This window comes from Oleisolibacter albus (assembly GCF_003336875.1).
Classification (GTDB): Bacteria; Pseudomonadota; Alphaproteobacteria; order Azospirillales; family Azospirillaceae; genus Niveispirillum; species Niveispirillum album.
In genome coordinates, this window is sequence record NZ_QGNJ01000006.1 from 181,732 (window position 1) to 194,204 (window position 12,473).

Below are 12,473 nucleotides of genomic sequence, written 5' to 3' on the forward strand. Positions count from 1 at the left end.
TATTCCCCCCCCGTTTCATGCCCGGCCGGAGCTCAGCGCGCCCCCTCCTCGATCTGCACGTCGAAGCTGGTGCTGTCATGGTTGATGTCCAGCGCCGGTCCCGGCGTCAGCACGAAATCGAGCCGCGTCCCCGCCTGCACCGTCACCGGCAGCCGGAACGCCTGCTGCGATCCCGCCTCCCCCCCCAGCGATACCGCCCAGAGCGGCCTGCCGTCGGCCAGGATCAGGGCGCAGACGCCGTCGCCGCGGCCGGAGGAGGGCTGGACCCGCCCGGTCAGGGTCAGGGTCCCCGGCCGGGCCGCCGTCCAGCGCCGCACCGCCCAGACCTGCGATGTGCCGGAAATGCCGGGATGGGACCCGGCGGCATTGATCTGGAGATAGGGCGTGGCACCGCGCCAGGCGCCCCCCCATTCGTCCTGGCGCCACTGCAACGGGCGCACGGCGTCGGGCAGATAGCCGCCGCCGGAACAGCCCCGCCCCGCCGCCTGCGGTTCGACCACGGAGCCGTAACTCCAGACGCCGGCGCCCGCGGCGGCGAACTCGTCCCGGCTGTCGGCCAGCAGCGGCTGCCGGCCGAGATCCCTGACCGACTGCACCGGACCGTCGAGATAGACGGGTGTGGGCGTCAGGGTCAGCCGGACCACGCCGCCCCGCGCCGGCAGCCGGCTCTGCCGGCCCATGAGATCGGTCAGCACCAGCCCCTGCGCCGCCGCCAACTCCACCTCGGCCGGACCGTCCGGCGACCAGGCGATCTGGAGCGGCGTCCCGCCCCGGTCGAAGCGGTAGATGCGGGTGCGGCGGTCGCTGGACAGCCGCCCCTGCGGCCGGGCCGTCCCCACCATGCGGATGAAGGTGGCATAGGCCACATAGGCGGGAGCCGGGGCGTAGCGCCCCAGCGGGCTGTCGGCGGCCCGCAGCAGCCCCATGCCGGCGAACTTCCCGTCGTCCCGCAGCAGATACCAGTAGAGCCGCTCGACCCCGGTGTTCAGCATCAGCGTGGCGTGACGGACCAGATAGGCCGCGGCCCAGCGCCGCCCCTCCGGCGTATGCTCCTGGCGCCCGAATTCGGTGGCCCAGATCGGCTTGCCGCGGCCGCCATTGTGGCGGCGGATCTGTTCGCGCAGGCGGGCGATGTCCAGCTCCACCCCTTCCGGCACGGGGCGGTAGGGATGGATGACGACGGCATCCATAGAGTCCAGCGCGCCCTGGGCGAACAGCGCCTCGAACCAGGGTTCCGGCAGCAGCACCGCCGCACCGCCGGCCACGGTCAGGCGCGGGCGCGCCTGCTTCAATGCGGCGGTGGTGGTGCGCAGCAGGGCGGCATAGCTCCCCGGCCGGTCCTCGCTGCACGGCCCCTTGCAGAAGCTGCCGTTGAACTCGTTCCAGACCTCGACCGCCGGGATCTCCCGCGCGAAGCGCTCGACCAGGAAGCGGCCATAGGCGGCGAAGGCGGCGCGGCCGGCGTCGGTATGGGGGGTATTGCCGTCATCATGGAGGCGGTTCTCGAAGCTCAGCACCAGCAGGGGCGTGATGCCCTGGGCCGACAGCGCCTGCATATAGGTCTGGACCCGGTCCGGCACGGCATAGCGGCCGGGTTCCCGCTCCACATGGTTCCAATACATCTCGTCCCGGACCTGACCGATGCCGGCGCGGGCGATCAGGGGGACGATGTCGGTGTCCCAGCCCTGGGCGAAATGGGTCATGACCCCGTAGCGGGCCGAGGGCCGGGCCGGCGGCGGCAGCACGGCCAGACTGAGCCGCGCCGGCGTGGCCGTTCCCGGCTCGCGCATCGCCAGCTCGTAATAGCCGGGCGTGGCCAGGGGCAGATCGAGCCGCGGCACCGTCCCGTCCGCGGGACGCTCCAGGGCGCCGCCGGCCACCCGCTCCCCCGTTTCGGTTTCCAGATGCCAGTCCAGGGGACCAGCCTCCGCCGTGACGGTGATCCGCGCCGTCTCCCCCGGTGCATAGACCTGCCCCGGCCGGTCCGCCGCCAGGGCCAGGGCCGGCGCCGGACGGGGCGCCAGCATCAGCGCCAGGGCCAGCAGACCACCCGCCACGATCCGGCCAAGATGGCCTTCCCCCCCATTCTGCCCCGGCCCCGGCTGCCCCGGCCCTGCCCGCCCTGGCCCGGCGGGGTCCTGCACCGCGGGCGGCCGCTTCGACAACGCGGCGAGGTCGCGGGCGACGAGGGCGGCGGCGGCGTCCATATGCTGCCAGCCGCGCGGCCGGACCAGACGGCGTACAGCCAGCAGCGCCGCCATGCGCGTGCAGTCGAGGAAACGCCGCTGCGCCTGGGACCGGGTCAGGAAATAGCCGCGGAAGGTGTTGCCCAGCAGGATGCGCAGCGCCGTTGGCGTGTCCACCGCCTCGCTGCGGGGCGCGCCCGCCGTGTCATCGCTGACCAGTTCGTACAGCAGGCGAAGCGGCAGACCGTCGGGGGCCTGGACCAGAGGCTGCGCCACATCGGTCTTGTCGACGCCGGGCATGAGCGCCTGCAACGCCTCCGGCCCCTGGCCCATGGCCAGCTGCGTGTCGAAACACATCTTGATGCGGCCGCAACTGGGAAAGGCCCGGATCGTGCCGTCGGCGGCGATACGGGTGACGCAGACATCGTCACTGAGCAGCTGGTAGCCGGCCCGCAGCAGCACGGCCGCCATGGTGGACTTGCCCGCCCCGGATTCCCCGACGAAGCCGACACAGGCGCCCTGCCCGTCCGCCGTCCCGCCCCGGCTGACGACGCTGGCATGGAAGGGCAGCAGGCCGCGCTGATGGAAGATGGCGGCGAACCCGGACCCCAGCAGATAGAGGCGGACGGCCCGCGCATCGGCCCCCGGCTTCGGCGCCACCAGGATGCGGCAGCCGCCGGTGATGCGGAAATTGGCCGCCCAGGGGATCGACACATCGACCCCGTCCTCGCCCACGCGGTAGCGGGGCGTCTGTCCCGCACCATCGAGATCGGCCACAGCCCCGACATCGACCTGCACATCGGCCGGCCCGGCCGGCACCGCCGGCAGTTCGGGCAACGGCAGGGCGGAACGGACCGTCAGGCCGGAGAACTGGTAATGATGCACAGATCGGCTCCCCTGCGCTGGGGCATGGCGGCGCCGGCCGTGTCCGCCCGCAGCCGCTCGGCCCATTCGATGAAGCGGCCGACACGGTGGCCGGTGATGACGACGGCCTGGGTGCGGATGTCCCAGCCATTGTAGGACATGCGCCGGGCCGTCTCGTTGACGATCTGGCGCATCTTGCCCAGATCCAGGCAGTCCCGCACGGCGGCATTGCCCTCCAGCCGCGCCAGATCCTGCAGCAGCCAGTCGCGCCGGCGGGCGATGCGGTGGTGGAAATCGGGGGTGAAGGCCCCCTTGCTAACCCGCCAGCGCACGGCGTCGGGCAGAATGTCCGCCATGGCGTCGCGCAGCAGCCGCCGGCCGAAGCCGTCGCGGTGGATGGCGTCCAGCGGCGCCGAGCGGCATAGCTCGAACAGCCTGCGGTCCAGGAACGGGCGGGCGATGCCGACACCGGCGAAGCGGGCCAGGGCCAGGCTTTCCTCCTGCACCGAGGCCGGCGTGCTGGAGGAAAGCCCCTCCTGCAGGCGGGCGCTGAGGCTGAAGCGGCGGGGCCAGGACAGCGGGCGTTGCGTGGCCCGCAACCGCTCCTTGATCCCATGCCGCTGCGCGAAATCCGGCCGGATGGCGGAGATCGCCATATAGCGCCGGGCACCGCCATTGTTGATGCGGCTGCCGGGATGGAACCAGTGGTCGGGGATCAGGGGCGCCAGCGCCCGGGCCAGGATGCGGCGGCGCGGTTGCCGGTAGGCCCTGGCCAGCAGGGCCAGTTCGCGGTGGAACCGGCCCCAGCGCCCCGTCACCGCCAGATCCAGGAAGACGGCGCCATGCTGGAAGGAGGCGGAGGAATCGCCGACATAGCCATCGACCATGATCTGCGCGCCCTGCGCCGCCGCCGTGCGCCAGAGCGCCGCCGTCATGTAGTCGAAGGGATGGCGGCAGGGCTGGGACAGTGCCTCGAACCCGACCTCCAGCCCGTCGAAGGGCGTCTCGTCCTCGGCCGTGACATAGTACAGATCGATATTGGGATTGGCGGCAGCCACGGCCTCGATATAGGGGCGTTCATCCGCCTCCGGCCCCTGGTGCCCCGCCGGCAGCACCGAGGAGACGGCGACAAGGCGGCGGCCATCCTGGCGCAGACGCTGCGCCAGCAGACAGGCCAACGACGAGGAATCCAGCCCGCCGGAGAGCTGGACCGCCAGCCCGGCCCCGGTGCCGGCCAGGCTTTCCGCCCGCTCCCGCAGCAGGTCGCGCAGGGCGTCGGCATAGTCCTCCACCCGCGGCAGATGCAGCCGCGGCGCGTCGGCCAGGGACCAGTAGCGGGAGATGTGCGGCGTCCCTCCCGGCTGCCAGACCAGCCGATGGGCCGGCGGCAGACGCTGGATGCCGGTGAACCAGGTGCGCTCCCCGGCATCGGCGCAATGGACCAGGAACAGGCCGAGTGTCGTCTGGTCCAGCGGCGGCGGCCCGCCGGGCAGCGCCAGCAGGGAACGGACGCTGCCGGCGACGCAGAGGCCGTCCCCGCGCCGCGTGTGATAAAGGGCACGCAGACCCAGATGGTCGCGGGCACAGAACAGGGTCCGGTCCCGGCGGTCCCAGATGGCGAAGGCGAAGGCGCCGGACAGGCGGGTGACGCAGTCGTGGCCCCAGCGCGCATAGGCGGCGGCGATCAACCGGTCATCGCCGATGTCCGGTCCGGCCGGGTCCTGCCCGCCCAGGTCCATCCCCAGGGCCTGGGCCAGGGGCCGCCGCTCGGCCAGGTCGGCATCGGCCACCAGCACGAACCGCCCGTCGCCGGCCAGGACTGGCGGCGCCAGGGCGCTGTCCCCCGGGTGCAGCAGCGCCTGGTTCTTGCCCAGGCAGACCCCGTCCTCCGCCCAGAGCCGCGGGCCGGCGCGGCGCCCGCCGCAGGGCAGCGCCAGCATGGACCAGACGATATCCGATGCGGCGGGCCCATCCCCCGATCCCACGACGCCGGCAATGCTGGTCATGAGCACCCCTCCCGCTCAGGCGACAGGACAGCAACCCGCCGGGGTTCCGACAGGACTGTTTTCAAACCAAAATGAGCCCAGGCCAAAGATGAACCTGCGCAGACGAAATATGCCGGACAGCACGGACCTAGCCGAAAGAGCGGACAGGCAAGAGATTGCGACTTCCATCTATACAGCATCGCTTCATCATGCTGCGCTGCGCCATCGGATACGGTCAACAGGCCATATAATTTTCCGTATGGATTAACGCCACTATGGCCTGGACTTGCCAACCAGCAGCAATGCACTGTCAAAGCCCTGGTTTGCGCCGCATGCAACGGCACAACAGCGCCAACCGACAACGCCAAATGGAACGCCAGAATGGGGCACCAGATGACGACGCTCAGCGCGGACAGCGTGATCAGGCGCGAGGCCGATCTTGTCATGGCCGACATGGCCGGCGGGGAAAAGGCGCTGATGAGCATGGGCACCGGGACTTACTTTGTTCTCAACAGCGTCGGCGCGAACATTTGGTCGCTGCTGGAGACGCCGCGGAGCGTGGGCAGCCTGTGCCGCGCGCTGGCGGCAACCTATGAGGTCGACCCGGAGGTCTGTCAGCAGAAGACCATCGCCTTCCTGGAAGGACTGCGGGCGGAACGGGTGGTGACGTTTGCCGATGCGCCCATTGCCCATGCGCCGGCTGAACAGGTGGCTTGATCTGCCCCCGGCCCGCCGCCGCCTGCTGCTGGAGGCGGCGTGGCAGTTGCTGCGCGCGCGTCAGCGCATCCTGCTGGGGCATCTGCGCCGCCGCCGCCCCGGCCTTGGAACACCGGCGGCAACGGGGCCGCTGCCGCTGACGGCGGAACAGGAGGCAACGGTGCGGCAGGTGCGCTGGGCTGTCAGCGTCGCCGCCCGCCATGTGCCCTGGAATGCCGTGTGCCTGCCCCAGGCCATGGCGGCCAAGACCATGCTGGCACGGCGCGGCATCACCTCGGTGCTGTTCCTCGGCCTGCGCCGGGGGCGGGAGGCCAGGGTCCAGGCCCATGCCTGGCTGTGCAGCGGCCGCCTTTATGTGACCGGCTATGAGCCACCGATGGATTTCACCTGCATTGCACGCTTTCAGTGAAAAACAGAGAATATACAGACGAGCATGATTGGCTAAAAACTACCCTAAAGTTTCGATATAAGCTCGATCCAGAAGCCCACATGTATTGCTGACACTGATAGATTGATTTCGTACACGTTATTCACGAAAAATAAAATCGTTGCTTCAATAACGGAGGACACAATGCAACACACGCAAAAGAGTCTTTGGATTGATCCCAGCTTCGAGAAGATCAACCTGATCGGAACCGAAGGCGCCGACCAGCCCAACAGTGATGGGCAGCCCGGCGCGGACAACGCCTTCCCCAATCCCGATCCCTTGTCCTGATCCCAGGCGTCATGCCGCCCCCGGGGCCCACGCCCGGTCCCCGGGGATTTTTCCGTGCGGGGCAGCCGACCTGCCCCCCTTTCGCCCCCCCTGCGACGGCGGTGATCGATCATGCCCGCGTCCCTGGTAAATCTGGCCGACCGGTTGCGGCCCGACCATCGCCTGCTGCTGTCGCTGTGCAAGGCGGGGGCAACGCCGGACGCCGCCCACATCGCCGCCGGCGCCTATGGCGAAGCGGTGCCCGGCCAGCCCTCCTTCGATCGGGGCCTGTTCGACCGGCTCGTCCTGCGCCAGCGGGTCTATCCGCTGCTGCATCCGCTGTTCGGGACATTGCCCGCACGCGCGCCCGACTGCCCCAGCCGGCGCTATGCCCGCCTGTGCCAGGACAATATCCGTGCCGCGCTGCGGCTGGTCGAGGTGTTGAGCCTGGCGACGGCGGCCCTGCGCAGTGTCGGCATCCGTTCCATCCCCCTGAAGGGGGTGGCGCTGGCGCAGCGCTGGTACGGCAATGTGGCGCTGCGCTATGCCGGCGACCTGGACCTGCTGGTGGCGGCCGACGACCTGACCGCCGCCGACCGCCGCCTGCGCGGTTCTGGCTTCAGCCCGCGCGCGGACACGCCGCGCGTCAGCGGCAGCCGGCGTGACCGGCATACCCACCATTTCGCCTACCGCCATGACGAAACGGGCGTCCTGCTGGAACTGCACCAGCGCCTGCAACCCAACCCGCACCTGATGCCGGTGCCGTTCGCCACCCTCTATGCCCAGGGCAGCGATATCGGCTTCGGCCCGACGCTGCTGCGCACCTTGGCCCCCGCCCATGAATTCGCCTTCCTGGCCGTGCATGGGACCCGCCACGACTGGAGCCGGCTGCAATGGGTCTGCGATCTGGACCGCATGCTGCGCGCCGCCGCCGCGGAAGACGCCCTGCACTGGGTCGAAACGGCGGACAGGCTGGGCGTGGCCCCAGCCGTGCTCCAGGCCATGATGATCGCGCACGGCCTGCTGGACAGCCCGGTGCCGGAGCCTGTGCGCCGGCAGGCCGGCGGCAATCCGCTGGTCCGCTACATGGTCGCCCATGCGCAGCGGCACCTGTTCCGCGAAAGCCGGACCCCGGAGGACCGGCCCGATATCCAGCGCACCTGGTCGCTGCTGTATCTGCTCTGTCTCAGCCCCCGGCCCCGCTATCTGGCCACCGAACTGGCGGCGCGGCTGCGCGAGCGGCGGGAGGCGACGCGGACACGGCCACGCCGGGTCATCACCGTCGTGCGCCCCGGCGCCGGAGCCTCCCATGGCTGAGAGCGGCCCCCTGGCCGCGGGCGGCACCGGCGCCCTGTCGGTGGCCTTCATGCAGGTCTTCGTGCGCCAGTGCGGCTGGCAGGGGGGACTGGCCCTGGCCCTGCTGCTGCTGGCCGGCCTGTCGGAAGGACTGTCGCTGCTGCTGTTCATCCCGGCGCTGGAACTGGCCGGGCTGGGCACGGGCAGCCTGCCCACCGGCGGCCTGCGCCCCCTGCTGGACCGGTTGCCGCTGCCGCAGTCCCTGGCCGGGCTGCTGGCGGTCTGTCTGGCCCTGATCCTGGTGCGCACCGTGCTGATGCGCCTGAAGACCGCGCATCTGACGCGGCTGATGCTGGCCTTCACCGATGCCGTGCGCATGCGGCTGTTCCGGGCCGTCAGCCGGGCCCGCTGGTCCGCCCTGGGCCGTATCCGCCCGGCCGACATCAACCATATGGTCACCACCGACGTCATGCGCATCGAAGGCGTGGCTCTGGCCCTGTTGCAGGGGCTGAACGCCGGCGTGATGATCGCCGTCTATCTGTCGGTGTCGCTGCTGCTGGCGCCCCAGATCACCGCCATCGTTCTGGGCATCGGTGCCGGCATGTTCGCCGTGCTCTACCCCCTGCGGCGGCGGGCCGTGCGCAGCGGCATGGCCGTGGGCGACGGGCGGCGCGCCCTGTTCCGCACCCTGACCGAATTCCTGGGCAGCATCAAGGTGGCGCGCAGCTTCCAGGCGGAGGACCGCTACATCGCCGAGTTCGAGCGCGTGCTGGAGCGCATGCGCGCCGATACCATGGCCGTGGTGTCATTGCAGCAGACCACAGCCATGCTGTTCCAGTGCACCGGCGTGGTGGCGCTCTGCGCCATCCTCTATGCTGGCGCCACCTGGCTGGCCCTGGGCGGGGCCCAGCTGGCCATCCTGATCGTGCTCTATGCCCGGCTGTCGCCGCTGATGACCCAGTTGCAGACGGGGGTGCAGCAGTTCCTGGTGCAGCTGCCCTCCTTCGCCGCCGCCCAATCCATGGCGCGCGCGCTGGAGGCAGCGGCGGAAACGGCGGAACCGCCGGTAGCTGCGGATCTGATGGCGCCCCCGGTGGCGGACCAGATGGCAGCCCCGGCGCGGCTGCGGCCCGATATCCGCTTCGACGCCGTCGGCTTCCATTATCCCGGCGCCCCGCCGGTGCTGCGGGATCTCAGCGTCCACATCCCCGCGCACCAGATCACGGCCATCATCGGCCCGTCCGGCAGCGGCAAGACCACCATCGCCGACCTGCTGATGGGCTTCATCGAGCCTGCCGCCGGCGCCATCCTGATCGACGGGAAGCCCCTGACGCCGCCCCTGTTGCCGGCCTGGCGCCGGCAGGTGGCCTATGTGCCGCAGGAGGCGTTCCTGCTGCATGCCAGCATCCGCGCCAATCTGCATCTGGCGGTGCCCGCCGCCGGCGAGGCTGCCCTGTGGGAGGCGCTGGACCTGGCCGCGGCCGGGGACTTCGTCCGCCAACTGCCGCACGGGCTGGACACGGTGGTGGGTGAGCGCGGCACCCGTCTGTCCGGCGGCGAGCGCCAGCGCATCGCCCTGGCCCGGGCGCTGCTGCGCCGCCCCGGCCTGCTGATCCTGGATGAGGCCACCAGCGCCCTGGACGCGCAGAGCCAGGCGTCGATCGCCCGCTCCATCGGCGGTCTGCGCGGGCGGACCACGGTGGTCACCATCGCCCACCGTCTGTCGATGATGGCCTTCGCCGATCAGGTCGTCGTCATCGAGGCGGGCCGCGTGACCGAAGCCGGCAGCTTCGCCGCCCTGGCCGGCCGCGACGACGGGCATCTGGCCCGCGTCCTGCGGCTGGAACAGGCACCGCCGCAGCGGGCCGGACACCCGGAGGACAGCACCAGCCGCCTGACGGAAAGGGCCTGAGCCATGACGACACTCGCGGACGCCACGACAGCCGGCGGGCCGCCCGCCGCCGCTCCCTTCCTGCCCCACCACATCGTGCCGGACTGGCTGGGCGCCGAGGAGAGCGAGGGGCTGCTGTCCTTCGCCCTTGCGCATGAAGCGGCCTTCCAGCCCGCCCTGGTGGTCCAGGGCATGGCGCGCACGGTGAACAATGCCGTCCGCTCGGCCCTGGTTCTGAAGGAGCTGGGGCCGTGGAAGCCGGTCCTGCGCCAGCGCGTGCGCCGGCTGGTGCCGGAGCTGTCCACGCGGTTCGGGCTGTCGGCCTGCCCGGCGGGACGCATCGAGGTGGAGATGGCGGCCCATGGCGACGGCGCCCATTTCAACCGCCATATCGACACGCTGACGGCGGGATCGCGGCCGATCACCCAGGGCCACCGCCAGCTGAGCCTGATCTATTATTTCCACCGCCGCCCGCGCGGCTTCAGCGGCGGCGCGCTCCGGTACTATCCCCTGGTCCCCGGTGCCGCCGGGCTGGACATCAGCCCGGAGCACGACCGGCTGCTGGCCTTCCCGTCCTGGGCCCCGCATTCGGTCGAACGGGTCAGCTGCCCGTCCGGCCATTTCGCCGACAGCCGCTTCGCCATGAACATCTGGGTCTATGACGGGACCGCACCCTGACGGCGGCGAGTCAGATCGGCAGGTAGGAGCGGTTGATCAGGGCGCGCAGCCGCTGATAGACGGGAAAGGCGGCGGACTTGACCGGCTGGGCCAGCAGCGTCTTGACCAGGCGGCAGCCCGCCTCGGCCCGTGCCAGCAGCGGCGGCCGCCCATGCCGGATGGCGATGCGGCAGACCTCGTCGATGGTGCGGCGGAACTGGCGGTTCGACACGCCGTCATGGGTCATGTGCCCGAGGAGGCCGGGTTCGTACCAGCCGCGCCCGCCGGCCCGGTGCAGACGCAGCAGCCAGTCATAGTCCATGGCGCAGCGCCAGTCCGGATCGAACAGGCCGATGCGGGCGAAACAGTCGCGGCGGGCCAGCAGCGTGGGATGGTTGAGGTTCGGCATGCGGCGGTCGATGCAGCGCGCATACCGCCCATCCCCGCACAGGCGGAAGGTCGGGCGGTCGTCCTGATAGAACAGCAGATCGCCGAAGACGTAGTCGGCGCCCGTCCGCTCCAGCGCGGATACGGCCCTGGCCACCTGGTCCGGCTCCATCCAGTCGTCGGCATTGAGGAACTGGACATAGGCACCCCGGGCCAGCGCCAGCCCCTTGTTGAAGGCGTCGCTGATGCCGGCATCGCGCTCGCTGATCCAGTAGTCGCGCGGCCGCAGCCGCCGGCGCACCAGATCGACCGTGCCGTCGCGGCTGCCACCATCGACCACCACATGCTCCAGATCGGCGAAGGTCTGGGCCTGGACGCTGGCAATGCAGCGCTCCAGCGTGGCCGCCGCATCCAGGCAGACGGTGATGATGCTGACGCGGGGGGCCGGCCCCGGCGGCCGGCGCGCGGCCAGGGATGCGTAGGCCTGGAAGCTGGGGACGCTCATACCGCCTCCGGCGTTGCCATGACGGAGAAGGGCACGGGGACGGGACTGTGGCGCCGGGCCAGCATATCCCGATAGACCCCCGTCAACTCACGCACATGCCGTTCCTCGTCGAGTGGGTTCCGCCAATAGCGCCAATGGGCGGCAGCCCCCAGACGGGCCGCCTGATGCGGGCCGGCCAGGGCACGCATGGCCGTGACCAGGGCCGGCACATCCGCCGGCGGGATGACGATCCCGGTTTCTCCGGACTCGACCAGCCCGGTGGCGGCCGACCCGGCGGTGACAATGACCGGCAGCCCGTTGGCCAGCGCCTCGATACAGACGAGGCCCGCGGTTTCCTGCCAGGTCGAGGCGAAGACCAGGGCGCGGGAACGCCGCATCATGGCGAGAACAGACTCCGGCGGCATCCAGGAGATGATCTCGGCGGCGGGATTGAGCCGGCGGATCTGCGGATCGCAGGGTCCCTCGCCGACGAAGGTGACGGGGACGCCGGCCAGGCGCGCCGCCTCCGCCACCTGCAGGCAGCCCTTTTCCGGCGTCAGCCGTCCGACGAACAGGAAGCGGGTATTGTCGTCCACCGGCGCCGGTCCATGATCGACCACCTGGACCGGATTGGGCACCACATGCTGCACCGCCGCCGGCGGCAGGAAGCGGCCGATCACCGCCTGGGCCGCGGCACTGACATGGATGAAGTCGGGCAGATGGCCGCTGCGGGCCAGGGCCTGCTGCAAGGCCAGATGGCGGGCCAGACGGACAGCCTTGTGCAGGCTGGAGCGGCTGTCGCAGCGGCTGAAGATGCAGCCCGGCGACATGGGTCTGGCCTGACAGGGACGGGCCTTGGGAAAGCTGTAATAGTTCCCGTTGGGGCAGGCGATGAAATAATCGTGCAGGGTGACGGCATGGGCGAACCCCCGCCGGCTGGCCTCGGCGATGACGCTGGGCGTCATCGCCTTGGTCCATTGCTGGAAATGGACGATCGTCCGCGCCGGATCGCAGCCGGCCAGCAGACGGCCGAACTGCCGCTGCGTGTTCCCGTCCCAGATGGCGGCCGCCACCGCGGTCACCGGATTGCGCCGGTCCCAGACATGCTCCGCCTGCAGCCGGTGGACGCGCACCGGCGCCTGGTCCAGGGCCGGATCGAGCGGCCCCAGGGCGGTGACGTAATCGACCTCCACACCGCTGCGGGCCAGGGCCGCAGCTGCCGTGATCGCCACCCGCGCCGCGCCGCCGGTGACGTGGGCGAAATCGCTGACCATGATGATGCGCATCGCGCTGTCCGTCCTTGCCGCGTCCA

General features: G+C 70.8%; 10 protein-coding genes. 6 read left to right on the forward strand and 4 right to left on the reverse strand.

Going from position 1 to position 12,473, the window contains the following annotated elements:
* Positions 1-32: 32 nt before the first annotated feature.
* Together DK368_RS10475 and DK368_RS10480 are read right to left on the reverse strand one after the other, a co-directional pair.
* Positions 33-3,071 (reverse strand): hypothetical protein, encoded by a 3,039-nt coding sequence (locus DK368_RS10475; protein WP_114393894.1) that lies wholly within the window; start codon positions 3,069-3,071, stop codon positions 33-35.
* Entirely contained in the window at positions 3,044-5,056 is a 2,013-nt protein-coding gene (locus tag DK368_RS10480) for an asparagine synthase-related protein (protein WP_114393895.1), read from the reverse strand. The genes DK368_RS10475 and DK368_RS10480 overlap by 28 nt, the downstream gene beginning before the upstream one ends.
* A gap of 372 nt (positions 5,057-5,428) precedes the next feature.
* Here DK368_RS10480 and DK368_RS10485 point away from each other — a divergent pair, with 372 nt between their 5' ends.
* The 6 genes from DK368_RS10485 to DK368_RS10505 all read left to right on the forward strand — a co-directional run bounded on the left by DK368_RS10485 (position 5,429) and on the right by DK368_RS10505 (position 10,311).
* Entirely contained in the window at positions 5,429-5,752 is a 324-nt protein-coding gene (locus tag DK368_RS10485; protein ID WP_162305976.1) for a PqqD family peptide modification chaperone, read from the forward strand.
* Positions 5,712-6,161 (forward strand): lasso peptide biosynthesis B2 protein, encoded by a 450-nt coding sequence (locus DK368_RS10490; RefSeq protein ID WP_114393897.1) that lies wholly within the window; start codon positions 5,712-5,714, stop codon positions 6,159-6,161. Before DK368_RS10485 ends, DK368_RS10490 begins: the two co-directional genes overlap by 41 nt.
* A gap of 162 nt (positions 6,162-6,323) precedes the next feature.
* Entirely contained in the window at positions 6,324-6,467 is a 144-nt protein-coding gene (locus DK368_RS21370) for a hypothetical protein (protein ID WP_155524545.1), read from the forward strand.
* A 111-nt stretch (positions 6,468-6,578) separates the two neighbouring features.
* Complete coding sequence (locus DK368_RS10495) at positions 6,579-7,763, forward strand: nucleotidyltransferase domain-containing protein (RefSeq protein WP_114393898.1); 1,185 nt, start codon at positions 6,579-6,581, stop codon at positions 7,761-7,763.
* Entirely contained in the window at positions 7,756-9,654 is a 1,899-nt protein-coding gene (locus DK368_RS10500; protein WP_162305977.1) for an ABC transporter ATP-binding protein, read from the forward strand. The genes DK368_RS10495 and DK368_RS10500 overlap by 8 nt, the downstream gene beginning before the upstream one ends.
* A gap of 3 nt (positions 9,655-9,657) precedes the next feature.
* On the forward strand, positions 9,658-10,311 hold the full coding sequence (locus tag DK368_RS10505) for a 2OG-Fe(II) oxygenase (RefSeq protein ID WP_114393900.1): 654 nt from the start codon (positions 9,658-9,660) through the stop codon (positions 10,309-10,311).
* Positions 10,312-10,321: 10 nt separating this feature from the next.
* Here the strand turns inward: DK368_RS10505 and DK368_RS10510 are convergent, their stop codons facing one another.
* Positions 10,322-11,182 (reverse strand): glycosyltransferase family 2 protein, encoded by an 861-nt coding sequence (locus DK368_RS10510; protein ID WP_114393901.1) that lies wholly within the window; start codon positions 11,180-11,182, stop codon positions 10,322-10,324.
* A complete protein-coding gene (locus DK368_RS10515) occupies positions 11,179-12,447 on the reverse strand; it encodes a glycosyltransferase family 4 protein (protein WP_162305978.1) in 1,269 nt (422 codons plus the stop codon). The genes DK368_RS10510 and DK368_RS10515 overlap by 4 nt, the downstream gene beginning before the upstream one ends.
* Positions 12,448-12,473 lie beyond the last annotated feature (26 nt).